25 protein-coding genes are annotated in these 24,583 nt (G+C 66.4%); 17 read left to right on the forward strand and 8 right to left on the reverse strand.

From position 1 onward, the window contains the following. Positions 1–373 precede the first annotated feature (373 nt). On the forward strand, positions 374–1,489 hold the full coding sequence (locus tag IB223_RS06600) for an IS1595 family transposase (RefSeq protein WP_192200811.1): 1,116 nt from the start codon (positions 374–376) through the stop codon (positions 1,487–1,489). Here the strand turns inward: IB223_RS06600 and IB223_RS06605 are convergent. The 4 genes from IB223_RS06605 to IB223_RS06620 form a co-directional block, all read right to left on the reverse strand. Then, positions 1,486–1,983, reverse strand: a complete 498-nt coding sequence (locus IB223_RS06605) for a hypothetical protein (protein WP_192200812.1) — start codon at positions 1,981–1,983, stop codon at positions 1,486–1,488. The two genes, IB223_RS06600 and IB223_RS06605, sit on opposite strands and share 4 nt — an antisense overlap. 140 nt (positions 1,984–2,123) lie before the next feature. Continuing rightward, on the reverse strand, positions 2,124–2,618 hold the full coding sequence (locus tag IB223_RS06610; protein ID WP_192200813.1) for a cupin domain-containing protein: 495 nt from the start codon (positions 2,616–2,618) through the stop codon (positions 2,124–2,126). 5 nt (positions 2,619–2,623) lie between these two features. Further along, positions 2,624–3,550 carry an alpha/beta hydrolase gene (locus IB223_RS06615; protein WP_192200814.1) on the reverse strand — a complete coding sequence of 309 codons (927 nt, stop codon included), beginning with the start codon at positions 3,548–3,550 and terminating at the stop codon, positions 2,624–2,626. A 102-nt stretch (positions 3,551–3,652) separates the two neighbouring features. Continuing rightward, complete coding sequence (locus IB223_RS06620; RefSeq protein ID WP_192200815.1) at positions 3,653–4,402, reverse strand: SDR family oxidoreductase; 750 nt, start codon at positions 4,400–4,402, stop codon at positions 3,653–3,655. Between the two features lie 104 nt (positions 4,403–4,506). Here IB223_RS06620 and IB223_RS06625 point away from each other — a divergent pair, with 104 nt between their 5' ends. Continuing rightward, positions 4,507–5,430 carry a LysR family transcriptional regulator gene (locus IB223_RS06625; protein WP_192200816.1) on the forward strand — a complete coding sequence of 308 codons (924 nt, stop codon included), beginning with the start codon at positions 4,507–4,509 and terminating at the stop codon, positions 5,428–5,430. 23 nt (positions 5,431–5,453) lie between these two features. Here IB223_RS06625 and IB223_RS06630 read toward each other — a convergent pair whose 3' ends face one another. Beyond that, positions 5,454–6,377, reverse strand: coding sequence for a LysR family transcriptional regulator (locus IB223_RS06630; RefSeq protein WP_192200817.1), 924 nt, complete (start codon positions 6,375–6,377; stop codon positions 5,454–5,456). A gap of 136 nt (positions 6,378–6,513) precedes the next feature. Here IB223_RS06630 and IB223_RS06635 point away from each other — a divergent pair, with 136 nt between their 5' ends. Continuing rightward, a complete protein-coding gene (locus IB223_RS06635; protein ID WP_192200818.1) occupies positions 6,514–6,906 on the forward strand; it encodes a RidA family protein in 393 nt (130 codons plus the stop codon). Between the two features lie 143 nt (positions 6,907–7,049). Here the strand turns inward: IB223_RS06635 and IB223_RS06640 are convergent, their stop codons facing one another. Next, positions 7,050–7,703, reverse strand: a complete 654-nt coding sequence (locus IB223_RS06640) for a hydrolase (protein WP_192200819.1) — start codon at positions 7,701–7,703, stop codon at positions 7,050–7,052. A gap of 164 nt (positions 7,704–7,867) precedes the next feature. Here IB223_RS06640 and IB223_RS06645 point away from each other — a divergent pair, with 164 nt between their 5' ends. The 5 genes from IB223_RS06645 to IB223_RS06665 all read left to right on the forward strand — a co-directional run bounded on the left by IB223_RS06645 (position 7,868) and on the right by IB223_RS06665 (position 12,742). After that, positions 7,868–8,785 carry a LysR family transcriptional regulator gene (locus IB223_RS06645; protein WP_225590827.1) on the forward strand — a complete coding sequence of 306 codons (918 nt, stop codon included), beginning with the start codon at positions 7,868–7,870 and terminating at the stop codon, positions 8,783–8,785. A 148-nt stretch (positions 8,786–8,933) separates the two neighbouring features. Then, a complete protein-coding gene (locus IB223_RS06650) occupies positions 8,934–10,073 on the forward strand; it encodes a M23 family metallopeptidase (RefSeq protein WP_192200821.1) in 1,140 nt (379 codons plus the stop codon). A gap of 166 nt (positions 10,074–10,239) precedes the next feature. Further along, a complete protein-coding gene (locus IB223_RS06655) occupies positions 10,240–11,427 on the forward strand; it encodes a serine hydrolase domain-containing protein (RefSeq protein WP_225590828.1) in 1,188 nt (395 codons plus the stop codon). A gap of 71 nt (positions 11,428–11,498) precedes the next feature. Beyond that, entirely contained in the window at positions 11,499–12,386 is an 888-nt protein-coding gene (locus IB223_RS06660; protein ID WP_192200822.1) for an alpha/beta hydrolase-fold protein, read from the forward strand. 101 nt (positions 12,387–12,487) lie between these two features. Next, positions 12,488–12,742 carry a hypothetical protein gene (locus tag IB223_RS06665; RefSeq protein WP_192200823.1) on the forward strand — a complete coding sequence of 85 codons (255 nt, stop codon included), beginning with the start codon at positions 12,488–12,490 and terminating at the stop codon, positions 12,740–12,742. Positions 12,743–12,748: 6 nt separating this feature from the next. Here IB223_RS06665 and IB223_RS06670 read toward each other — a convergent pair whose 3' ends face one another. Next, complete coding sequence (locus IB223_RS06670) at positions 12,749–13,378, reverse strand: hypothetical protein (protein ID WP_192200824.1); 630 nt, start codon at positions 13,376–13,378, stop codon at positions 12,749–12,751. 124 nt (positions 13,379–13,502) lie between these two features. Here IB223_RS06670 and IB223_RS06675 point away from each other — a divergent pair, with 124 nt between their 5' ends. Next, positions 13,503–14,030, forward strand: coding sequence for a GNAT family N-acetyltransferase (locus IB223_RS06675; protein WP_192200825.1), 528 nt, complete (start codon positions 13,503–13,505; stop codon positions 14,028–14,030). A 70-nt stretch (positions 14,031–14,100) separates the two neighbouring features. After that, on the forward strand, positions 14,101–15,168 hold the full coding sequence (locus IB223_RS06680) for a L,D-transpeptidase (RefSeq protein WP_225590829.1): 1,068 nt from the start codon (positions 14,101–14,103) through the stop codon (positions 15,166–15,168). Positions 15,169–15,188: 20 nt separating this feature from the next. On the opposite strand, the gene IB223_RS06685 is transcribed toward IB223_RS06680, so the two are convergent. Beyond that, positions 15,189–17,252 carry a 3-hydroxyacyl-CoA dehydrogenase NAD-binding domain-containing protein gene (locus tag IB223_RS06685; protein WP_192200826.1) on the reverse strand — a complete coding sequence of 688 codons (2,064 nt, stop codon included), beginning with the start codon at positions 17,250–17,252 and terminating at the stop codon, positions 15,189–15,191. A gap of 239 nt (positions 17,253–17,491) precedes the next feature. Here IB223_RS06685 and rpoE point away from each other — a divergent pair, with 239 nt between their 5' ends. The 7 genes from rpoE to rnc all read left to right on the forward strand — a co-directional run bounded on the left by rpoE (position 17,492) and on the right by rnc (position 24,580). Continuing rightward, entirely contained in the window at positions 17,492–18,112 is a 621-nt protein-coding gene (rpoE, locus tag IB223_RS06690; protein ID WP_192200827.1) for an RNA polymerase sigma factor RpoE, read from the forward strand. Continuing rightward, the gene (locus IB223_RS06695; RefSeq protein WP_192200828.1) at positions 18,109–19,014 is read left to right on the forward strand and encodes an RseA family anti-sigma factor; all 906 of its coding nucleotides are present in this window, start codon (positions 18,109–18,111) and stop codon (positions 19,012–19,014) included. The genes rpoE and IB223_RS06695 overlap by 4 nt, the downstream gene beginning before the upstream one ends. A 70-nt stretch (positions 19,015–19,084) precedes the next feature. Further along, positions 19,085–20,584: a DegQ family serine endoprotease gene (locus IB223_RS06700; RefSeq protein ID WP_192200829.1), complete on the forward strand. Its 1,500-nt coding sequence runs from the start codon at positions 19,085–19,087 to the stop codon at positions 20,582–20,584. Between the two features lie 172 nt (positions 20,585–20,756). Beyond that, entirely contained in the window at positions 20,757–22,550 is a 1,794-nt protein-coding gene (gene lepA, locus IB223_RS06705) for a translation elongation factor 4 (RefSeq protein ID WP_185742119.1), read from the forward strand. A 147-nt stretch (positions 22,551–22,697) separates the two neighbouring features. Continuing rightward, the gene (gene lepB, locus IB223_RS06710; RefSeq protein ID WP_192200830.1) at positions 22,698–23,498 is read left to right on the forward strand and encodes a signal peptidase I; all 801 of its coding nucleotides are present in this window, start codon (positions 22,698–22,700) and stop codon (positions 23,496–23,498) included. A 37-nt stretch (positions 23,499–23,535) separates the two neighbouring features. Continuing rightward, positions 23,536–23,913: a DUF4845 domain-containing protein gene (locus IB223_RS06715; protein ID WP_142125079.1), complete on the forward strand. Its 378-nt coding sequence runs from the start codon at positions 23,536–23,538 to the stop codon at positions 23,911–23,913. A 4-nt stretch (positions 23,914–23,917) separates the two neighbouring features. Continuing rightward, positions 23,918–24,580 (forward strand): ribonuclease III, encoded by a 663-nt coding sequence (rnc, locus tag IB223_RS06720; RefSeq protein ID WP_192200831.1) that lies wholly within the window; start codon positions 23,918–23,920, stop codon positions 24,578–24,580. Positions 24,581–24,583 lie beyond the last annotated feature (3 nt).

Consider the following 24,583-nt stretch of genomic DNA (forward strand, 5'->3'; position numbering starts at 1 on the left):
TCTCACATCGGCGGGGCAAATACGCGCTAGTCAAAGACTTAGCCCTCTGGCTGGCGTCATTGCGCCCAGCCGTAGGGGATGCAGACCGCCCTACGGAGGAGAAACAGCCATGACCTAGCGATGACTAAGGAAAAACCGGGAGCCAAATGCACGAAAACCTAGGGGCCCTGCCAGGGGCGACCTAGGTCTTCGTGGGATGCAGATCTGCGAGGGCCTGCACGCCCATTATGCATTTCCGCCCGATGAGCGCAACTACCCCAGCCAAAGATTTTTGGGGTGGAGCGGCATCGTGCGCCCGGCCGCTGGCCTTGAGCCAGCTTTGGCCCGCTGCCGGTTGGCGGCGGGGACAGGAACTCGCTGTCCGGGCGTAAACATGGCAAAGAAAAAGAACCACCTGCAATCGAAGGAGGCCCACAACTATGCTGGCCTCTGTTTGGATATGACTGAGTACGAGGCTGAGGCGCTATTCGCCCAAGTGCGATGGGGAAGCACCACGGAACAGGGCTGCCCAGGTACCGACTGCGGATCCTTTAGAAGCCACTACCGCTTGCAAGCGAAACGTCGTTGGCGCTGTGTTGACTGCGGCCATGAGTTTAGCGCCACCAGCCGTACCGCTTTTCATGGACGCAAGCTGTCATATCGCCGACTGCTTGGCTTGCTGGTGTTCTTCGAGTGTGGCGCTAAGGGTCAATCTATCGCCGAGGCCTCGCGTATGTTCGGAGTTCAGATCAAGACAATGCTCGCGAACATGGGAAAAATTCGCGAAACCTTGATCAATAAGATGGACCTGACGCCCTTGTCGGGGTTGATACACATGGATGGTATCCACCTGGGAGGCAAACCGCGCAAATCCAATCACCGCGGCAAAATGACTAGCGAAGTCATGAAGGCCAAGCTCACGAAAGGAAAGCGCGCAAAGCACTTCATGTCGCGCAAGAACCTGGAGAGGCGTAAGAACCGACGTGTCGTGCTCTCCCTCTGCCTGGCGGGTGAAGCCGGGGAAGGCTCCATACGCACGATGGCGTTTGTAACTCATTCCGAGAACGAACAGAATGTGATGACATTGGCCAGTCATTTCGTGGCACCGCACTCGATGATCTGGTCGGATGAGAACGCTGCATATGGCGGTCTGCAGGGGACGACGATAGAGCACTACGCGGTCCCTCACGCCTTGATGTTCTGCACTTCCGATGGCGTCAACAACAACCTAGCTGAAGCTTGGAACAGCCGTATCCGGCGTTACGAGTATGGCGTGGGGCATGGATTCCGCCCCAAGTACATGCAGGACTACGTCTGCGAAATGGTCTGGCGAGAGAACAACCGACGCCAATGTCAGAAGACAAAGATCCAAGATCTGCTTAAGGGCATGATGGGGTCGCCTCCGTCGCGCTGGTGGAAAGGTTATTTCCAAGGTAACCATCGTGATGGCGAGCTTACCTTGGAGTACTTCTTGCAGCGGGCTGCCAAGGCAGCTCAGAGTGCGGCCTAGTCCGTAGACTTAACCAAGCGCCACAGCGTGTGACCCCGATGGTCTGCGCTGGCCTTGCGCTCGATCATTCCTTTAATGACTAGTGCTCGCATCCTCTTGCGGAAGGTGCGCCGAACCTTCTCGTACATTTCGTGGTCGATGTTGTCGTAGGTGTAACCGGTGGCGTGCTGAACCACAGCGCCGGTTGAAAGCCATCCATCAGTCGACTTTAGTGCGGAGAAAATAAGCCTCGACAGGTCGCCATGCTTATAAAGAGGCTTGTCGACGTGAGGCTGCACGCCTTCGATATCGTTCGGATCGACCTTGATGTCGTGCAGGCCTAATGCCCGTTCGATGGCTTGCAGATTGCGCTTGGCTTCATCAACACGCTCCCTCTGCTCAGCCGCTTGCCTGTCCAATTCGGTCGATTGGCGCCGAAGTAATTCCAGCTCACCCTGTAACCGGGAGTGCTTAACAATCAACCATTTGAGAGATGAAGGAGTGCGCCATGTCATAGGCGCACTCTAGAGATCGTGCCCCGGACTTACACGGGGCATTTGCTACTTCTAAGCGACCCCAACAGGAAAGGCCCCGCATCGCGGGGCCTTTTCTTTGCTTCTGCCGGGACCCGCATCCTGCGGTGTGCGCCGGGCGGTCAATCCAGAGGGTGCTCCGGGTGTGGGAGGACCTCCACGTAGGTAGTGCCGGTGGGTCCCAGCCCGGTGATCTGCAGTACTACTGCCGTGTCACCGGTTCGTGCGAAATGTGGCTGGCCTGGGGGCTCGGTGTAGAAGCTTCCCGGCGCCAATGCCTTCAATGTGTCTTCATCGAACGTTGCCCCATAGCCGAAATACCAGGTCCCTGAAACAACGGTTCCGATCCGGTCATCCGGATGATGGTGCGCGGCGATGCGGGTATGCGGTGGGATGGTCAGCAGGATCGTGTAAAGGCCCGTGCCCGATGGGGCACCTTTCAGTACCCGCGTCTCGAGTCCGGCCACGCCGGACGTTCCCGCCGTGGTGTTCGTGGGCACGATCGTTGTGTATTCCGTCGGGACAAGCCGTTGTCGTTCCGGCGGCATTGCACCGTTTGCCGCGAAGGCAACGGCCCCCAGCGCCGCCATCGCCATGCTCGTTCTGATGGTCATCATGGGAGTCACCTGTCGAGGAAGGCGATCAGCGCGGGGATCGTCTGCTCCGGCGCCTCTTCCATCAACCAGTGCCCGGAGCCCTTGATGATGACGCCCTCGACGTTTGTGTCCACGAGGCGACCCTGGTCGATCAGGAACTGGCCGCCGGCCTTCTCGCCCGACAGCACCAGCATGGGCATCTGCAGCTTCGTCTGGGCGAAACCGGCGAAGTCCTTGGCATCCTGTTCAAAATTCCTGAAGTACTCGAAACCGGCCCGCATGCCGCCGGGCCTGGCGTATTCAGCGGCGTAGAACTGGCGGTCGGCCTCGGGAATGGAGCGGGTGCGGTCGGCGGCAAAGTCGTTCCAGAAGTGTTCGAAATAGATCCGCTCGCGACCAGCGACCAGGTTCAGGGGCGTTTCGCCGTAGAAATGGAAATGCCACAGGTCGCGCAGCAACCAGACTTTTGTCCAATCCCCTACGCCCGGAATGAAGGCATCCATCAGTACGATGCTCTCCACTTCCTCGGGGTACTGGGCGGCGTATGCGTACGCGACCATCAAGCCGATGTCATGGCCGACGATCTTGATCCTGGAATAACCCAGGGATTGCACCAGTGCATGGATATCCTGGGCCAGGGTCTTCTTGTCGTAGCCTCCCTCCGGCTTGGACGACGCGCCTGCACCACGCAGATCGGGGGCGATCACGACGTGCCGGTCCGCGAGCCTGGGCATCAGCGGACGCCACATATGACTCGTTTCGGCATACCCATGCAGGAGCACGACCGGGGACTCCTTGCCGTGGCCCGCCTGGAGGTAGTGCAGCGTGACGCCGTTGACGGTCGCGGTATGGTCCTGGATGGCAGGGGTGCCGGCCGCATGCGCGGTGGACTGCAATGCGAGCATCAGCAGCAGCGCGGTGGCCGCGCGATGGAACGGGCGGAGCAGTTTCATGACGATCTCCTCGGGGTGGGTGGTGCGGGGCGGGCAGGTACGGAGGTGCAACGTGGCCATGGGTGCCCGCCGGCCAGGACGGGGGCGGGAGCCCGTGGTTTTCTAGAGCTGGCTCATGCCGCCGTCGGCAATGATCTCGGTGCCGACGATGAAGGCCGATTCCGGCGACGACAGGTGCAGCACGGTGGCCGCGATTTCCTCGGGCGTGCCGAAGCGGCCCAGCGGAATCTGGTTCTGGATCTGCGCGGCCGTGGCTTCAAGCGCGGCGGCATCCAGCCCCAGCTTGCCGTAGATCGGCGTTGACACCGGCCCCGGACTCAGCACGTTGACGCGCGCGCCGCGTGGCAGCAACTCGGCGGACAGTGTCCTGGCCAGCGAGATGAGGGCCGCCTTGCTGGCCGCATACACGGAGGTGTTGGGCATGCCGATGCGCGCGTTGATCGAACCGTTGATGACGATGGATGCGCCGGGGTTGAGCAGCGGCAGCAAGGCCTGGATCTGGAAATACGGACCCTTGATGTTGGTGTTGAAGATCTCGTCCCAGAGTGTTTCGTCCACGTCCGGGAAGGCGGCGAACTTCGCCACGCCGGCATTGATGAAGACGGCATCCAGGCGCAGGTTGGCGGCCGTCAGCGTCGCGGCCAACGCCCTGGCGTCCGCCGTGCTGCCCGCGTCGTTGACGACGCTCACGGCATCGGAAGCCAGCGTTGCCTTGGCTCGTTCGAGGGCCGCCGCGTCGCGGCCGGTGATGACCGCGCGCGCGCCTTCTGCAGTGAAGGCCCTGGCGGCAGCCAGGCCTATGCCGCTGCTCCCGCCGGTGATGAGAACGGTTTTGTTCGTGAAGCGGTTCATGATGAAGTCCTTCGGTTCCAGCTCGATGCTGTGGGCGCATACTGGCGCGGCATCGTCGGCTTTCCGTGCCACAATCACGACGGACTCGTTCGAAGGTATCGAACATGTTGTCAGCCGACGAACTGGCCCTGCTGGAGGCCATCCGGGAAAGCGGCAGCCTGTCCCGGGCCGCTGCCCGACTTGGAAAAGCGCCGTCCACGGTTTCGCATGCAGCGCGCCAGCTGGAGACGCGCTTCGATGCCCTGTTGTTCGACCGGCGCCGCTACCGTCTGCAACTCACTCCGGCCGGCCACCTGCTCGCGCAGGAAGCTGTCCGGCTGATGTTGGACGTGTCCCGCTTGACGCAGCGGGTCAAGCAGGTCGCAGGAGGATGGGAGGACCGTCTCTGGATCGTCACGGACGAGATTCTCGAATTCGAGACACTGCTGCCGGTCATCCGCGCATTCGATGCCCTGAAGTCCGGCGTGACGCTGCGCATTACCCATGAAGTCCTCTCCGGTACCTGGGATGCGTTGCGCGATGGTCGTGCCGATCTGGTGGTGGGCGCGACGAACGAACCCCCCGTCATTCCCGGCCTGCGCTGGTCGGAGTTGGGCGTGATGGACTGGGTGTTCGCCGTATCCCCACGCCATCCGTTGGCCAAGGCCCGCGAACCTGTGGATGCATCTGCGGTTCTCCCGTATCGCGCGGTGGTGGTGGCCGATACGTCGAGGAGGGTGGATGTGCGCGGCTACGGCGTGCTGGGCGGGCAACCTTCATTGGCGGTGCCCAGCATGTGCGCCAAGATCCGCGCGCACTGCGAGGGGCTGGGCGTGGGCTGGCTGCCGCGGGATCGCGTTGCCGGATTACTGAAGCGTGGTGATCTTGTGGAGAAGAAGATGGCCGACCCACGCGAGCCCAATCTTCTCTACGTGGGCTGGCGGGGGGATCACCAGGGCCGGGCATTGGAATGGTGGTTGGCGCAGCTGCAGAACAAGCGTCTGGCATCGCGCCTGGTCAAGGGGATCGACTTCATTCCCGCTTCGTAGGATTGCCGCATCGCGGCGCCCGCTCAACGCGGCGGCTGTATGGCCGGGGCATGCTGCGCCATCAGCTCCACGATCCAGTCGATGAACACGCGCAGCTTGCGGCTGACGTGCCGGCTTGGCGGGAAGGCCACGTACAGCGGCATCGGGTCGAGGTGCCAGTCCTCGAACAGTGGCACCAGTTCGCCGCGCGCGAGCGGTGCGCGCGCCATGTACTGCGGCAGCCACAACACGCCCAGGCCGGCGATGCCCGCGGCCAGGTAGGCATTGCCGTCGTCCACCGACAGCACATGCCGGCCGTGCACGCGCAAGCGCTCCTCGCCGCGCCGCATGGCATACGCCAGTGGCGTGCCGGTGCGCGAACCGCGATAGCCGATGATGCGGTGGTGGCTGTCTTCCAGTGCCTGCGGATGCAGCGGCTCACCCGCACGCGCCAGATAGTCCGGCGCGGCGTACACCCCCAGCGCCAGGTCGGCGATGTGGCGTGCGCGCAGTGACGGCTCGGTGAGTTCGCCGCCGCGCACCACGCAGTCCACGTTCTCGTCGATCAGGTCCACCTTGCGGTCGCTGGCGCCCAGGTCCAACTGGATGTCCGGATACCGCGCGTGGAAGGCGGGCAGGGCCGGCACCACGACCAGGGTGGCCAAGGGCGCGGGCACGTCGACGCGCAGGCGGCCGCGCGGCGAGGCGGAGGCCGCCGACAGGCTGGTTTCGGCATCGTCCAGGTCGGCCAGCAGGCGCACGACGCGCTCGTAGTAGGCGGTCCCGTCGGCAGTGGCGTTGACCCTGCGCGTGGTGCGGTGGAGCAGCTTCACGCGGAGGTGGGTCTCCAACTGCTGCACGAGCTGGGTCACGCGCGTCCTGCTGGTCTGCAGCGTGTCGGCGGCCTTGGTGAAGCTGCCGGTTTCCACCACGCGGATGAAGGCCTGCATCGCGTCGATACGGTCCATGTGCTCTCCAGAGGGCCGAACGGGATTGTTTGGATTCTACAAACAGTGATCTCGGGTTCGGCGTGTTTATCGCGCGGGCGCAGCTGCCTAGAGTGGCTCCCATGCGCCGGAATCGCCGGCCCCCAGGAGATATCCCATGAGTCCCCGTGATGCTGTTTTCCCCGCCGGTCGGCATGCGCTGTACGCAACCCACCGCTATTCCGCCGCGATCCGGTCGGATGACCTGCTGTTCGTGTCCGGTCAGGTCGGCAGCCGCGACGACGGTTCGCCCGAGCCGGATTTCGAGGCCCAGGTCCGCCTGGCATTCGCCAATCTGGAAGCGACCCTGCGTGCAGCCGGATGCGGATTCGACGACATCGTCGACGTCACCACCTTCCACACCGATCCCGCACGCCAGTTCGACACGGTCCTGGCCGTGAAGGACGAGATCTTTCCGCAAGCGCCCTATCCGGCCTGGACCGCGATCGGCGTTACCTGGCTCGCGGGCTTCGACTTCGAGATCAAGGTCATCGCGCGCATTCCGCGCTGAACATCCGCGTGGTGAAGGCCGGGCACGGCCAGGTGCTCAGGCCGCACCCGACTGGATGCCGTGTGTCGCTTCACCGGTATCCAGCAAATGTGTCGCGGGATTTTCCCGTCGCGACGATCCGGTTCCGCGTCACCCCGCGCGGATCAGCCTGCGTTGCGCGGCACCGGGGTGTTGAGCAGTTGCTGTTCCCACAGGTACGCGATCCCGCTGCCTGCGGCATGCTGCTTGAGCACCTCCGTCAGTTCGGCGGCGTGGTCGGTCCGGGCCCAGTCGCGCTGCCACTCGGCCGCGACTGCCAGCCAGGTCATCATGTTCGCGCCTGCCGCGATCATGCGCTGGATGGCCACCTGGTGCGCCTCGACCGACACCGCGCCGGACGCGTCGGTGACGACGGTGACATCCCAGCCTTCGCCCAGGGCCTGGATCACCGGCATGGCGACGCAGATCTCGGTCCACAGGCCGGCGATGATCAGCTGCTTGCGACCCGTCGCCTTGACCGCGTCCACCACCTTGCGGTCTTCCCAGGTGTTGATGAACGTCCGGTCGATCACCTCCTGGCCCGGAAACACGTCGGTGATCTGCGGAAAGATGAGGCCGCCGCGTTCGGCGATGACGCTGGTCAGGATGGTGGGCACACCGAACGCCTTGGCGGACTTCGCCAGCGCGGTCGCATTGTTGACCACCATGTGCGGGTCGTGGCTGTTGAGGTTGGCGAGCTGGTACGGCTGGTGGTCGATCAGAACGAGGACCGAGTCTTCCGGACGAAGCAGTGACGCGAGGCCGTTGCGAAAAGTCATGGATGCATCCTGTGGTGTGGGGAAGGTGCAGAGATGGACGCAGCGGTGGCTGCATCGTCCCGGCGCAAACCTTGTCATCCCCCTGCGCGGGGCGGTAGCGCCCGTTCGTGCCAAGCTGTGTCGCGGAATCGGGAACACGGGATTCGCGAGGGCTGTGGCAGGCTATGGCGTGCATCCGGGAGACCACGGTGGATATCGAAGACCTGCGGACATTCGTGGAAGTGGCCGATGCCGGCGGCGTTTCTCCGGCCGCGCGCCGGCTAGGTGTTGCCAAGTCCGTCGTCAGTCGGCGGCTGGGCCGGATCGAGGCGGAACTGGGCGTGCAACTGCTCGCACGCACCACGCGCGGTGCTGCGCTCACCGAGGCCGGCGCCACGTTCCGCGACCACGCCGCCCGGGCCTGCGCCGAGATCGACGCGGCCCGGGAAGCCATCCTGCCCAGCGGTGACCTGCGTGGCCGCCTGCGCATAGCGGCGCCGCTGTCCTTCGGGCCGACCCACTTCGCTTCCGTGCTCGCGGAAATGGCGCGACGCCACCCGCAGCTGCACGTGCATACCGCCTACAGCGATCGCTTCGTCGATCTGGTCGCGGAGGGGTTCGATTGCGCGATCCGGGTGGGCTATCTGCAGGATTCCACGCTGGTCGCACGCTGCGTGGGGCCGCTGTATGGAAAGCTCGTCGCCAGCCCGGATTATCTCGATGCGCATGGCGCCCCCGAGGTGCCGGGTGACATTGCCATGCATGAAGCGCTGATGCAGGGAACCGAAGCGTGGCAGTTCATGGACGGCGACGAGGTCATCACGGTGCATCCGCGTGGACGCTTCAAGGCCGATAACGGCACCGCACTGATTGCGGCGGCCGTTGCGGGGCTCGGCATCGCGTGGCTTCCCGATGGTCTCACCCGCGACTATGTGGCGTCCGGCGCGCTGGTCCCGGTCATGACCCGCTATCCACCGCCGCCGGCCGGCATCTATGTCATCCGGCCGCCCGGCCAGCATCCTTCACTCAAGGTGCGGGCACTCACCGAGCTGCTGATCGAATGTTTCGAACAGGCGCCACACCTGGCGGAGGTTGGCGGCTGAGCCGCCCCGCGGCGGTGGCGATCACATCGAGGGCAGGGCAGCGGGCCGGGTGGCACCGTTCCATGGCACAGTTCGGCGGCCTGCGCAGGCGTGGAGCACCGAAGCCGCTGCGGCATCCGCCCACCATGTTCATCCCGGAGAATCCCGCATGCGGTTCCACCTTGGCCGTTGGTCCGTGATTGCGATGCTGGCCTGCAGTGCGTCCCTCGCGTGGGCAGCGCAACCCAGGGAGTCCTTCGACCTGCGCGTACCCGTGGCGCCCATGGCGCGCGCGATGCAGGAAGGCCACGAACTGGTCTACGAACTGCACCTGGACAACCATGCCCGCCGCGATCTGCGGCCCGTGCGCGTGGACGTGCTGGATGCGGCCGATGGGCGCGTGCTGGCCGCCTACGAAGGCGCGGCGCTGGAGCAACGGCTGGACCGCTCGGGCGTGCAGTGGAAGGCCGAGACCTTCGATGCGATCCCGTCGGGGCGGCGCGGCGTGGTGTTCATCGAACTGCCATTGAAGGGCGCGTTGCCCGCCGCATTGCGCCATCGTGTCGGCTTTGCGGATGCGGATGCGGATGCGGATGCCGGTGCGGGCATCGACACGATCGAAGGCGGTCCGACACCGGTGATCGACGGCAGGACTCCGGTGCTGGCGCCGCCGCTCGACGGCGGTCCGTGGGTCGCCATCCATGATCCCCGCTGGGCGCGCGGGCATCGCCGCGTGGGCTATGCCTTCAACGGTGCCCTGCGTACCCCCGGTCGCCATGCGGCCGACTGGGTGAAGCTGGATGCATCCGGGCGCAAGGCGCCGGAGGGCAACGATCTTGCCGCACGCACCTACAGTCATGGACAGCCTGTGTATGCCGTGGCCGATGGCGTGGTGAGCCGCGTGCACGACCGGTCGCCGGAGCGCACGCGGCTGTCCGACGGCATCACCGGTGCCGAAGGCAACCACGTGGTGCTGCAGCTCGACAACGGCTACTACGCGCACTACGGCCACCTGCGCCCCGGCAGTGCGACGGTCACGCCGGGCTCGCGCGTCAAGGCGGGCGACAGGATCGCCGAGGTCGGGTTCAGTGGCAGCGCCTCCGCTCCGCAACTCCACTTCGCCCTCACCGACGGCCCGGATGAACTGGCCAGCGAAGGCATCGCGTACACGTTCGCGCGCTACCGCCTGCTGGGCACGTTCGACGATGTCTCGCGGATCGGCCACGGCATGTGGACGCCCGCCAGCGCGCAGCAGGAGGTCCGGGCCTCCATGCCCGCGGGCATGAGCGTGGTGCGCTGGCCGGAGTAGGGCGCGCAAGGGGCCGAGGGTGATTCGTCGGTCCCATCGCGGCTTCGTCGCATCCTGCTAGCCGGCACGATGGTCTGCGTGCATCCTCCCGGGCTGGACAGGCGCGGGTCTTCTCCTTCGCCTGGCATGGTCATTACGACACGCCGGTACCGGCAGGGGAGGACAGATGCGTTTCAGGACGTCATGGCGGGTGGCCGCGGTGCTGGTCGCGATGCTGGTGTCGGGCAGGGCGGGTGCCGCGGATGCGCCCGCGGGCGCGGGCATCGATGCCCGCATCCAGGCGCGCATGGCCGAGTCCGGCCTGGTGGGCGTGGGCGCGGCGGTGATCATCGACCGGAAGGTGGCGTGGTCGAAGGGCTACGGCTTCGCCGACAAGCAGCGCGGCGTGCCGTTCACGCCCGACACGGTGATGGCGATCGGCTCGATCAGCAAGACCTTCACCGGCGTGGCGATGATGCAGGCGGTGCAGGACGGCCGGCTGTCGCTGGACGAGGACATCACCCGCTATCTGCCTTTCAAGGTGGTGCATCCCGCGTTCCCGGAGGCGCGCATCACGCTGCGCCAGTTGGCCACGCACACCTCGGGCATCACGGACCGCTGGGCGGTGTACGAGCGCCTGTATCACTGGGGCGGTGATGCGCCGGAAACGCTGGGTGATTTCCTGTCGGGCTATCTGGTGGCGGGCGGCAAGGACTACGCGCCGGAGAACTTCGTGCCGCACGCGCCGGGCACGCACCGCGAGTACTCCAACATCGGGGCGGCACTGGCGGGCTACATCGTGGAGCGTGCGGTCGGCGAACCGCTGAACACCTATACGCGCCGCACCATCTTCGCGCCGTTGCGGATGGCCCGCAGCGGCTGGTTGCTGTCGGAGGTGCCGGCGGGTGCGCATGCCACGCTGTACGTGGCGCAGGACGGCTTCAGCATTCCCCTCCCGCCCTACGGCCTGACCACCTATCCCGATGGTGGCGTGCGGACGTCGGTGGCGGAACTGTCGCGGTTCTTCATTGCGCTGCTTGGCGGCGGCCAGTACCAGGGCGCGCGCATCCTGCAGCCCGCCTCGGCCGCGGAGATGATGAGGCTGCAGTACACCGCGGCGAACAAGCCGGACAACATCGTACTGGCGGAGAAGAACTCCGGCCTGTTCTGGGCCACCAAGTACGATGGCCGCTTCGTCGGCCACGGCGGTTCCGACCCCGGCGTGCGGACCGAGATGCTCGCCACGCCGGCGGGTGACGTGGCTGTGGTGCTGTTCACCAATACCTCGCTGGCGGAGCGTGACGGCAAGGTCTACGCGGAGCTGTTCAAGGATGTCTGGGAGCACGCGCAGGCATTGAAGTCCGCGCCGAAGTAGTCCGGTCGGCCGGCAGCCGATCCTGCGAGAATGCGGCCGGGCCCGCAGTGCGCGGGCATGGGGGTGACGACATGATCCGCTGCACCATGGTCATTCTGGCGTGGTTGTTGGTGACCGCGCTGCCGACGGCCCGGGCGGCGCCGCTTTCGCCAACCAGCGAAGACGGCACCGCGCCGCGCGTACCGCTGGAGTATCTGCCTGCACTGAAGGGGGATTACTTCCCGCTGACGGATCGCGGATCCGGGCGCGTGCACCACGTCTATGTGCGCTATCCCGAAGGCTACGACGCGTCGGCACCGACGCGTTATCCGGTGGTGTACCTGCTGGATGGCGACAGCCTGTTCCCGCTGCTGGCGCCCACGCATCTGTTCCTGCATTACGACGAGAAACTGCCGGAGGCCATCCTGGTGGGCATCGCCTATGGCGGCTTCGACCCGGGCATCAACAAGCGCAACACCGACTTCACTGCGCCGGGCGCGGACGCCACGCCGGAGCAGGGCGGGGCGCCCGGATTCCTGGCCTTCCTGCGCGGGCAACTGGTGCCCGAGGTGGAGCGTCGTTACGCCGGCGATCCGGCGCGACGCATCCTGGTGGGGCAGTCGCGCGCGGGTTACTTCGTGCTGTGGTCGGCACGCGAGGCGCCGGACCTGTTCTGGGGACGCATCGCCAGCAATCCGGCGCCCGGTCCGGCGCGTGACGCGCTGTTCGCCGGGGCGCTGCCGCACGCGCGCGACGACCTGCGCGTGGCGGTGGCCAGCGGCACGCGCGACACCGTCGAACGCCGGCGGGTGGCGAGGGAGTGGGCCGATGTCTGGACGTCCCGCGCGGATGCACCGTGGCGGGTCGGCTTCTTCGAGATCGCCGATGGCACGCATGCGGCCAGCATCGGGGAAACGTACCGGCGCGCGATGCTGTGGCTGTTCCGCGAGGGGAACGATCCGCCGGCACCCACCCGCTGAGTGTTCGCCTGAACGTAATCGCGTTCACAGAACGGTGCCGGTCGTCGGAAAAACCGCCGGCATGTCACACAACCGGCATGTGCGCCCCTTACGCTGCGGGCATGGACACGTTGGCCACCATCCGGGCAGCACTGGCCGTCGCCGGGGAACGCATCGAACGCGATGCGTTGCGCGAGGACCCGCGCGTGTTCATGGATCAGCTGTGGCGCCAGGTCTACGACGCCGCCCCCGACGATCTGCAACCCTACGTGTGGGCGCGGCTGGCGGACTTCTCCGCGCGACTGGGCCTGATGGGCGACCTGCCCACGCACCGCAGTCCGGTGCGCGCGCCGCCCGAGGTGTTCGTGCGGCGGTAGCGGCGCTCACTGCGCCGGCGGGTCCCAGAGACTGTCATCCACGGGCGCCTCGGACAGTCCGCGTACCAGCGTCATCACCATCTCGTTCTCGCTGACGCCGTTCTGCCGCGCCAGCTGCTTGAACACGTCCTCGCTCATCGTGACCAGCGGGATCAGGTTGAAGTGCCAGCGGCCCTGCTCGCGCTCGAATTCGAAATCGAAGGGCATCTCGACGGTGCCGATCTTCAGCCGTGCCGCCGCGTGGTCGCCGTCCACCTGCAGGGTGCCCAGTTCGCTGCGCTCGACGCCTTCGCGGCCGATCCAGCCGCGGTCCACGGCATGCGTGAACACCGTGCGCCCGTCCATCGCACGCAGGTCATGGGCCGGGACGCGTGCGCGGATGATCAGCACCTGCAGGCGCTCGGTCATCGGCAGTGCTTCCAGCTCGGTGCGTGGGGCGCTCAACGCCAGTTCGCGATAGCGCGCGTACTCGCGCAGCGTGCCGGTGGTGACCTGGTCGGCGGCGCGTTCGCCCTGCCGGGCGAGCACGGCGGACTTGTACGCCGCGAATGCGGCGCGCACGGCGGCTTCGTCGTCGGCTGCGTGGACGCTGAAGATGGGGACGAGCAGCAGGCACAGGATCAGCCAGCGGGACATGCGGTACTTCCATGGCGTGGGGCGCGCCATGGTAGGCGATCAGGGATGCGGACAACTCACACTGACCTCATCCGCTGCGCGTCTGCGTTATGCAGGGCATGGAAGCACGTACCATGCACGCTGCATGAAAACCGAAATCCGCCCCGCACGGCTGTCCGAAGCCGCTGAACTGTCCGCGATGATGCGGCGCACCTTCCTTGCTGCGAACGGCCATTGCAGCACGCCGGAAAACGTCTCGGCCTTCGTCGCGCAGGCCTATACGCCCGAACGGCAGGCGCAGGAAATCCGCGACCCGGACACGCTTACGCTGATCGTCGAACAGGACGGCGTGTGGGCCGGCTTCGCGCAACTGCGCTGGGGCACGGTGCCGCCGGCCGAAGTGGGGCTGCGGCCGACGGTGGAACTGGCGCGCATCTACCTGGACGAAGCCTTCCACGGGCAGGGCATCGCCGCCGTGCTGGTGTCGCACCTGCTGGCGGCGGCACGGCTGCGTGGGTCGCGGTCGGTCTGGCTGACGGTCTGGCAGGAGGCCCCGCAGGCGATCCGCTTCTGGCGCAAGCATGGCTTCCAGATCGTCGGCCGCTCCCTCTTCCACGTGGGCGATGATCCCAAGGAAGACTGGGTGATGACCCAGGTGCTGCCGGCCGGCTGATGTCGGGAGCCTTCATACGCGCGCCCGGTCACCTTGCCGGGCGACGGGCTGCGCTAGGCTGCCGCCGGGCATGCGATGGAGCACGGTGATGCGTGGAACGGGCTGGAAGTGGATGGCAGGCATGGTGGCGGCGTTCGGACTTGCGGCGGTGGCGCAGGCAGTGCCGTTCTGGGGCGCGAAGGAAAGCCGTTCGGCGGACACGATGCCGTCCGCGCTGGCGCCCGGCGAGTGGATATGGGGCGGCGACGACAAGGCCATGGGCCCGATGGTGATGCTGGTCAGCCTCACCGAGCAGCGCGCCTATGTGTATCGCAACGGCGTGCTGGAGGCGGTGAGCACCGTCAGCACGGGCAAGCCCGGGCATGAGACCCCGACGGGTGTGTTCACCATCCTGCAGAAGGACAAGGACCACCGTTCCAGCACGTACAACAACGCGCCGATGCCGTATCAGGAGCGGCTGACGTGGGATGGCGTGGCGCTGCACGCGGGTGGCCTGCCCGGATTCCCCGAATCGCACGGGTGCGTGCATCTGCCGTCGGAGTTCGCGCGTCGCCTGTTCGATGCCACCACGATGGGCATGACGGTGGTGATCGCCAAGGACGGGGTGTCACACTCGGACATGGTGCATCCGCTGCTGCTGTCGCCGGTCGCGGCCTCGGGGGCGGATGCTGCGTCAGTGCCATTGGCCGCAGACGAGCCCTTCCGCTGGACGCCGGCCGCTGCGCCGCTGGGGCCGGTATCGCTGGTGCTGAGCCGCAGCGACCAGCGCCTGGTGGTGCTGCGCAACGGGGTGGAGATCGGCCGCACGCGGGTGCAACTGCGCAGGCCGGGCCTGGTGCTGGGCACGCATGCCTACGTGATGGGCAGCGGGTACATGCAGGGCACGTTCGCGCAATTTCCCCAGGGCCGTGCGCCGCAATGGATGGCCATCGCGATCCCCGGGCATGAAGACGACGCCGGTCGCGTGCTGGACCGCGACGCCATCGACAACGTCGTGATCCCCGCTGCGTTCGCCGCGAACGTCTACCCGCTGCTCGTACCAGGAACCGTACTGGTGGCGACCGACGCCAGCCTGCTGCCGCAGACGACGGGCGCCCGCGTGCAGGTGGTCAATGCCGACCCGCCCCACACGTTGTAATTGCTGCGACCTGTCGGGCGCTAGGCCGTGGGCTGGCGCAGCACCGGGTTGTCCCAGCCGGGGCGCGGGGCGAAGCGGTCGCCATGGCGGGCCTGCAGGGCCTTGAGCTTTTCCAGCAGCACGTCGGGGCCGACCGCCTTGACGTGTTCGATCGGACCGCCGCGGAATGGGGCGAAGCCGGTGCCGAAGATCACGCCTGCATCGAGCAGATCGCTGTCGGCGACCACGCCGTCGTGCAGGCAGGCGACGGCTTCGTTGAGCAGCGGCAGGATCAGGCGGTCCTCGAGATCATCGGGTGCCTTGTAGTCCTGCGGGACCTGCGGCTTCACGGCTTTGCCGTTCTCCCACTTGTAGAGGCCCTGGCCGTCCTTCTTGCCGCGCTTGCCGGGTTCGACCGTCGCCAGTGCCGCCGGCAACGTCAGGCCGAGGAACGGCGACAGTTCCGCCCCCACGCCCTGGGCCACGTCCAGGCCCACGGTGTCGATCAGTTCGATCGGGCCCATCGGCATGCCGAACTTCACTGCGGCCTTGTCGATCACCGGGCCGGGGATGCCTTCGGCGTAGGCGGTGGCGGCTTCGAGCATGTACGGGAACAGCACGCGATTGACCAGGAAGCCCGGCGTGCCGGCCACCGGCACCGGGAACTTGTCCAACGCCTTGCAGAACGCAGCCAGGCGCTTGACGTTGGCGTCGTCGAGCGCGTCGTGCTGCACGATCTCTACCAGCGGCATCAGCGCCACAGGGTTGAAGTAGTGCAGGCCGGCGAACTGTGCGGGACGCTGGATGTGCTCGCGCAGCTCGGTCAGCGGGATTGATGACGTGTTGGTGGTCAGCAGCGCATCGGCCTTCAGGCGCGGCTCGACGGTCTGGTAGAGATCGCGCTTGGCTTCGGGGTTCTCGATGATCGCTTCGATCACCAGGTCGGCCTGCGGCACGCCGTCGCCGGCCAGGTCGCCCTTCAATCGCGCGGCCACGGCGGGACGCTTGCTCTCGTCCTTCACCTTCTTGGTGAACAATTCCTGCGCGCGGGAGAGTGCGCCGTCGATGAAGCGCTGCTCACGGTCCTGCAGGGTGACGTTGAACCCCTTGTAGGCCGACCACGCCGCGATGTCGCCGCCCATCACGCCGGCACCGACGACATGCACGTTCGCGATGCCATGGTCCTTGCCGCCGAGGCCCTTCAGGCGTTCGGTGAGGAAGAAGATGCGGATCAGGTTGCGCGCGGTCGGCGTGCCCGCCAGCTTCACCACTGCCTTGCGCTCGGCGTCGAGGCGGGCCTGGACGCCCTTGCCGCCGGCGGTCTTCCACACATTGATCAGCGCATACGGCGAGGGGTAGTGCGCCTTCGGCGCCTTGCGCGCGACCTGCTTGAGCATCTGCGGCGCCAGCAACTGGCGCGCGATCCAGCTGTTGCTGATCCAGCCGGTGAAGCGTTGCTTGAACGGGCGCTGCGGGCGCGAGGCGATCAAGGCGATCGCGGCATCGATCAGCACGGCCGGCTCGGCGATCTTGTCGACCAGGCCCATCGCCTTTGCGGAGCTGGCCGACAACGTGCGGCCGGTCAGCATCATGTCCATCGCCTTCGGTGATCCCACCAGGCGCGGCAGTCGCGCGCTGCCGCCCCAACCAGGGAAGATGCCCAGCTTCACTTCGGGCAAGCCGATGCGCGTGGACGGGTCGCTGCTGGCCACGCGGTAGTCGCAGGCCAGCGAGATTTCGGTACCGCCGCCCATGCAGAAGCCGTGGATGGCCGACACCGTCGGGCAGGGCAGTTCGGCCAGTTTCTGAAACACGGCCTGGCCGCGGCGGATCGCGTCGTTGACCGTGCCCTTGCGGTCGAACTCCTGGAATTCCTTCAGGTCCGCGCCGGCGATGAAGCCCGATGTCTTCGCCGAACGCAGCACCACGCCTTTCGGCGGATCGATGGACAGGCGTTCGATGATGTCGGCCAGTTCGATCAGCACGTCCTGCGAGAACGCATTGACGCTGGCGCCCTGGCGGTCGAAGGCCAGCACCACGATGCCGTCCTCGCGTAGCTCGGTCTGCCAGTGACTGAATCGCAGCCCATCGAAGTTCGCGGCCATGCAGGGACCATCCGTTCACGTATGGATAAGGCCGCTATCATCCCGAGGTTGTTTCATCCCCGTCAAATCCACATATCAACGAGAACGTCGTCACGGGCGTGACCGGCGGCAGGGGGATGTTCCCGCTGCGCCGGTTAAATTCTTGATAGGGCAACGGTTTGGACAAGGCGTTGAACTTTCCTCCGCTAGCGCGGTCACAGGGCACGGCCAACGCCGAGCCGACAGGAGTGCGGCCCGGCATGGCCGAAACAGATCCAACCCAGGAGCTGGACCTCGAGCTGGTCAGGCGCGTGCAACGCGGCGACAGCGCGGCCTTCGACCTGCTGGTGCGCAAGTACCAGCATCGCGTGGTGGCGTTGATCGGGCGTTACATCCATGACTGGAGCGAGTGCCAGGACGTGGCCCAGGAGACCTTCCTGCGTGCATATCGCGCGCTGGGGAACTTCAGGGGCGATTCCCAGTTCTATACGTGGCTGCACCGTATCGCCGTGAACACCGCCAAGAATCACCTGGTCGCACACAACCGCCGCCCTCCCACGGCGGACGTGGACGCCGCCGACGCCGAGCAGTACGACATCGGCGCCCGGCTGCGCGACACCGACACGCCCGAGCGCGAGCTGATGCGCCAGGAGATGGAGGCGACGGTGATGAAGGCCGTGGACGGCCTGCCCGAGGAGCTGCGGACTGCGATCACCTTGCGCGAGGTGGAAGGCCTCAGCTACGAGGAGATCGCGCAGAAGATGGACTGCCCGATCGGCACCGTGCGTTCCCGGATCTTCCGGGCGCGCGAGGCCATCGATGAACAGCTGCGTCCCCTGCTGGACAACGACAGTGCAACCCGGGAGCGAGCCCGCTCATGACCGCCCGCAACGAGACTCCGATCATCGACAAGCTAGAAACCCATCACCGCCAGCAACTGTCCGCCCTGATGGACGGCCACCTGCCTGCGGATGAAGCGCGCTTCCTGCTGCGGCGACTGCAGCACGACCAGGACCTGGCCGGGTGCTGGGAACGCTGGCAGTTGTGCGGCGACGTGCTGCGCGGTGAAGGCCGTGCGCCGGCGCCCGCAGGCTTCGCCGAGCGCGTGGCACGGGCGATCGCGGCCGAATCCGTTCCCGCCTCCGCCGCATCGCAGATGCAGGCCCCGCGTTCGCGCAACCTGCTCGCGCGCTGGGGCGGTGGCGCGCTTGCGGCGTCGGTGGCGCTGGTCGCGTTGTTCATGGCGCGCCAGCAATCGCCGCAGGACGTGCCGGTGGGCGAGGGAACCCAGGTGGCATCCACGCAGACAACAACCCCCGCCGTTCCGGCGGAGACGCCTTCAGCGCCCGCGCCGGACGCCGAGGCCTACGCGGTGGCCGCTGTTGCTGCCGTGGCCAGCGTGCCCCGCCGGCAGGACAATGCCGCCCGTCGCAGTGCCACGCGCAGCCAGCAGGCAGCGCGCAGCGCGCAGCGTGTGGCGCGCGCCGATGCCCCGGTCCGAGCGACGGGCACTGCGCAGAACGCGCCGATGGACACCGTCGGTACGCTGGTGGCGGCCGCACCGTCGCAACTCGCCGCCAATCCCTTCGCCCATCGGGCAGGCGATACCGGCAGCGTGCCGTCCCGGCCATGGCCGAGGTCCGCGTTGTCGGGGTATCCATCGGCCAATGGTGGTCTGACGACGGGGTACAGCTCCGATTCGGCCGCGCGCACCTTCTACCCGTTCGAGCCGCGCCTGCAGTCCGCGCCGGCGACACCTCCGATCGACGCGCCGCGCGAATGACCCCGGCTTCCGGTCGTCGGCCGGAGGCGAGATGAAATCCCTACCTTTTCCTGATCGAGGCATGCGTTCGATGACTCCTCACGCCCGTTCCGGCCTGTTGGCCGTGCTGATGCTCACCACCCCACTCGCCGCCTGCGCGCAGCAGCCTGAGGCGCCTGTGCCTGCGGTGGTGACGGCGCCTGTCGCTGCGCAGTCGGCAGCCCCGCAACTGGTGACCGGCCTTCCCGACTTCACCCAACTGGTGGAGCAGGTGGGACCGGGCGTGGTGAACGTGGAGGCGACGGTGGGGTCGCGCCGCAGTGCGCAGGCCGAAGAAGCCGAGATACCCGAGATCTTCCGGCGCATGCTGCCACCCGGCTTCCCGATGCCGGGCCCAGGCCAGCAGGGGCCGCAGCGGCGCGGTACCTCGATGGGATCGGGTTTCATCATTTCAGCCGACGGCTACGTGCTGACCAATCATCACGTGGTGGATGGCGCCGACGAGGTGAAGGTCACCCTGCCGGACCGCCGCGAGCTGACCGCCAAGGTGGTCGGCAGCGACCAGCAATACGACGTGGCGCTGCTGAAGGTCGAGGCCAAGGGCCTGCCGACCGTGCGCATCGGCAACTCGGCCACGCTGAAGCCGGGCCAGTGGGTGGTGGCGATCGGCTCGCCGCTGGGGCTGGATCACTCCGTCACCGCCGGCATCGTCAGTGCCGTGGGTCGCAGTGCGTCGGCCGAGCAGCGTTACGTGCCTTTCATCCAGACCGATGTGGCGATCAATCAGGGCAATTCGGGCGGCCCGCTGCTCAATACGCGCGGTGAAGTGGTCGGCATCAACTCGCAGATCTTCTCGGTGTCCGGCGGCTACATGGGCATCAGCTTCGCGATTCCGATCGATTTGGCGATGGGCGCGGTGGAGCAACTCAAGAGCACCGGCAAGGTCAGTCGCGGGCAGCTGGGTGTGCAGGTAGGTGCGGTGACCTCCGATGCCGTGAAGGGCTTCGGGCTTCCCGACAACCGGGGTGCGCTGGTCAATGACGTGGTGGGTGGCAGTCCTGCGGCGAAGGCCGGCATCGGTCCCGGAGACGTCATCCGTTCGGTCAATGGCCGCGCGATCAACGATTCGAGCGATCTGCCGCCGATCATCGGCGCGATGGCCCCCGGGACCAAGGTCACCTTGGGTGTCCTGCGCGATGGGAAGCCGCGTGATCTGACCGTGACGCTCAGCGAACTGGACGAAGGCGAGGCGGGAGCGAGTGTCGCCCCGGCGTCGCCCGACAGGCCGGCAGCTCCGGCCGGACGCAATGCGCTCGGCATCCAGACCCAATCGCTGGACGCGAACAGCCGCAAGCAACTGGGCATTGAAGGCAGCGACGGCGTGCTGGTGGCGCGTGTGGACAGCGCTGCCGCCCGCGAGGCGGGCCTTGCGCCGGGCATGGTGATCCTGCAGGTAGGCCGCATCAAGGTGGACAGCCCTGCGGCGCTGGACCGGGAACTGGCCGCTGCGAAGCCCGGTGACACCGTGATGCTGCTGGTGCGCCATCGCGGCGTGACCCGTTTCGTCGCCGTGACGGTGGAAAAAGGCTGAACCACGCTCGCCATCGCAGGTGACCCCCCGTCGCCCCGCCTTTGCGGGGCGACGGCGTTTTCCCCGGGGCCGGGATGCGGATCGGCGAGACCGGGCAGTGTCCGTGCGATAATGTCCCGTTATTCCTGACGACCGCACAGGCCGCCGCGCACTCCCCATGTCTTCTGATTCCATGCGGAACATCCGCAACTTCTCGATCATCGCGCACGTCGACCACGGCAAATCGACCCTGGCCGACCGCATCATCCAGCTCTGTGGCGGCCTCGAGGCCCGCGAGATGGAAGCGCAGGTGCTCGACTCCAATCCCATCGAGCGCGAGCGCGGGATCACCATCAAGGCCCAGTCCGTGTCCCTGCCGTACAAGGCCAAGGACGGGCAGGTCTACCAGCTCAACTTCATCGACACCCCCGGCCACGTGGACTTCTCCTACGAAGTCAGCCGCTCGCTGGCGGCCTGCGAAGGCGCGCTGCTGGTGGTGGACGCCGCCCAGGGCGTGGAGGCCCAGTCGGTCGCCAACTGCTACACCGCGGTGGAGCAGGGCCTGGAAGTGGTGCCGGTGCTCAACAAGATCGACTTGCCGACCGCCGACATCGAGCGCGCCAAGCGGGAAATCGAGGCCGTCATCGGCATCGACGCCGACGATGCCGTGCCGGTCAGCGCCAAGACCGGACTCAACGTCGACCTGGTGCTGGAAGCCATCGTGCAGCGCATCCCGCCGCCGAAGCCGCGCGACACCGACAAGCTGCAGGCGCTGATCATCGACTCGTGGTTCGACAACTACCTGGGCGTGGTCTCGCTGGTCCGCGTGATGCAGGGCGAGATCGGGCCGAAGAGCAAGATCCTGGTCATGTCCACCGGCCGCACCCATGAAGTGGACAAGGTTGGCGTGTTCACCCCCAAGCGCAAGGAACTGAAGAAGCTCGGCGCCGGCGAGGTGGGCTGGATCACCGCCAGCATCAAGGACGTGCACGGCGCGCCGGTCGGCGACACCCTGACCCTCGCGTCCGACCCGGCCCCGGGCCCGCTGCCCGGCTTCCAGGAAATGCAGCCGCGCGTGTTCGCCGGCCTGTTCCCGGTCAACGCCGAGGACTATCCGGCGCTGCGCGAGGCGCTGGAGAAACTGCGCCTCAACGACGCCGCGCTGCGCTTCGAGCCGGAAAGTTCCGAGGCCATGGGCTTCGGCTTCCGCTGCGGCTTCCTCGGCATGCTGCACATGGAAATCGTGCAGGAGCGCCTGGAGCGCGAGTACGACCTGGACCTGATCAGCACCGCGCCGACGGTGGTGTATGAAGTCCTCAGGACCGATGGCACGGTGCTCTCGCTGGACAATCCGGCCAAACTGCCGCAGTCAAACCTGATCGAAGAGGTGCGCGAGCCCATCATCCGCGCCAACATCCTCACCCCGGAAGCCTACATCGGCGCCATCATCAAGCTGTGCGAGGAAAAGCGCGGCGCGCAGATCGGCATCCAGTACCTGGCCAGCCAGGTGCAGATCAGCTACGAGCTGCCCATGGCCGAAGTGGTGCTGGATTTCTTCGACAAGCTCAAATCGGTCAGTCGTGGCTATGCCTCGCTGGATTATGCATTCCTGCGCTTCCAGCCCGGCCCGTTCGTGCGCCTGGATACGCTGATCAACGGCGACAAGGTCGATGCGCTCAGCCTGATCGTGCACCGCAGCCATGCCGACCGGCGCGGCCGCGAACTGTGCGAGAAGATGAAGGAGCTGATCCCGCGGCAGATGTTCGACGTGGCCATCCAGGCCGCCGTGGGCTCGCAGATCATCGCGCGCAGCACGGTCAAGGCCATGCGCAAGAACGTGCTGGCCAAATGCTATGGTGGCGACATCACCCGCAAGAAGAAGCTCCTCGAGAAGCAGAAAGAGGGCAAGAAGCGGATGAAGCAGGTGGGGCGCGTGGAGATTCCGCAGGAAGCCTTCCTCGCCGTGCTGCAGGTGGACAGCAAGTAGCGTTTTCCTTCTCCCTGCGGCAGAAGGTGGCGCATAGCGCCGGATGAGGGTACGGCGAAGTCCGCGAAGCCGGGAGCGCGCGGACTTCGCCGTACCCTCACCCCAACCCCTTTCCCGGTGGGAGAGGGGCCATTCAACGGAGTGTGTATGGTCTGGTTTGAAACGATCCTCGTGGTACTGACGCTGCTGACCGGCCTGGTATGGCTGGCCGACAAGCTGTTCCTGGCCAAGCGCCGGCGCGCCCGGAGCGGATTGCTGGACGAAGAGCCGGTGCTGGTGGACTACTCGCGCGCGTTCTTCCCCGTGCTGGCCGTGGTGCTGGTACTGCGCAGCTTCATCGCCGAGCCTTACAAGATCCCGTCCAGTTCGATGATGCCGAACCTGCTGATCGGCGATTTCATCCTGGTCAACAAGTTCTCCTACGGCCTGCGCCTGCCGATCACCAACCAGAAATTCCTGGCCATCGATGAACCGGCGCGCGGCGACGTGGTGGTGTTCAAGCCGCCCCACGACCCCCAGAACAACTGGATCAAGCGCGTGATCGGCCTGCCGGGCGACAAGATCGGGTTCCATGGGGACACGGTGTCGATCAACGGGCAGCCGTTGACCTACGAGAAGCTGGGCGACTACGTGGGCAAGGGCAGCGGTGCAGGTGAGACCGGGGCCGCACTATTGAAGGAAAAACTGCCGGGACGGCCCCATACGGTGCTGGAATGGCTGGACAGCGCACGGCCGGAGGGGCAGGGCGAATGGGTGGTTCCGCCCGGGCATTATTTCGTCATGGGCGACAATCGTGATAATAGCGAGGACAGCCGGTTCTGGACGCAGACCCATTTCCTGCCGGAACAGAACCTCCGCGGGAAGGCCTTCCTCGTCTGGCTGAACTGCGAGGGCTGGTTCTGCAAGAATGGCTTCGATGCCTCGCGTATCGGCAACGGCATCGAGTGATCTTTCAACGCTAACGGGGAAGTACGGGGGAATGGCAATGAAGCGCAAGCAAAGCGGCATGACATTGATGAGCTTTCTGATGGTGCTGGCCGTGGTGGGCTTCGCCGCCTACATCGCCATGCGACTGTTCCCGATGTACCAGGAGTACTACGCGGTCAAGTCCTCGATGAAGGGACTGGCCAACGAGGCGGGCGTGGCGGACATGGATCCGGCCCGGATCCATGAACTGTTCTTCCGCCGCCTCGACATCAACTACGCCACCAACATCAAGCCTTCGCACGTGAAGATCGAGCGCATGGAGGGCGGCTGGAACATGAAGGTCGCCTATGAAGTGCGCCGCCCCCTGGTGGGCAATCTCGATGTGGTCGGCAACTTCGCCGCCGAGCAGGCGATGACGCGTCGCGGCGCGGAATAGGGATTTGGCGGTTGACCGCATCGGCCATGCGTTCGCCGACCAGGGCCTGCTTGCGCAGGCCCTGACGCATCGCAGCGCAGGCGCTCCCCACAACGAGCGCCTGGAGTTCCTGGGCGACGGTGTGGTCAACCTGCTGGTCGCGGAAACCCTGTTCCTGCGCTGGCCCAAGGCCGACGAAGGCGCGCTGACCCGCGCACGCGCCGAACTGGTGCGCGAGGCGTCATTGGCCACCCTCGCGCGGCACCTGCAACTGGGCGAGCGGCTGACCATGGGGCCGGGCGAAATGAAGTCCGGCGGCCATCGTCGCGACTCCATCCTGGCCGATGCGCTGGAAGCGGTCGTGGCGGCCATCTATCTCGATGCCGGTTTCGATGCCTGCCGGGCCGTGGTGCTGCCTTGGTTCGAGGAATCGCTGGCCGCGCTGCCGGTCGGGCGACCTGAGAAGGATGCCAAGACCCGCCTGCAGGAATGGCTGCAGGGGCGCCAGCGTCCCCTGCCGGTCTACGAACTGGTCTCGGAAAGCGGCGATGACCACGCCAAACTCTTCCTCGCGCGCTGCACCACGCTGGATCCGCCGCTGACGGCGGACGGCGAGGGCACCTCGCGCCGCAACGCCGAGCAGGTCGCCGCGGCGGCACTGCTCGACAAGCTCGACATTTCGAAGTGAGTA

The organism is Pseudoxanthomonas sp. PXM03 (genome assembly GCF_014852005.1).
Lineage (GTDB): Bacteria > Pseudomonadota > Gammaproteobacteria > Xanthomonadales > Xanthomonadaceae > Pseudoxanthomonas_A.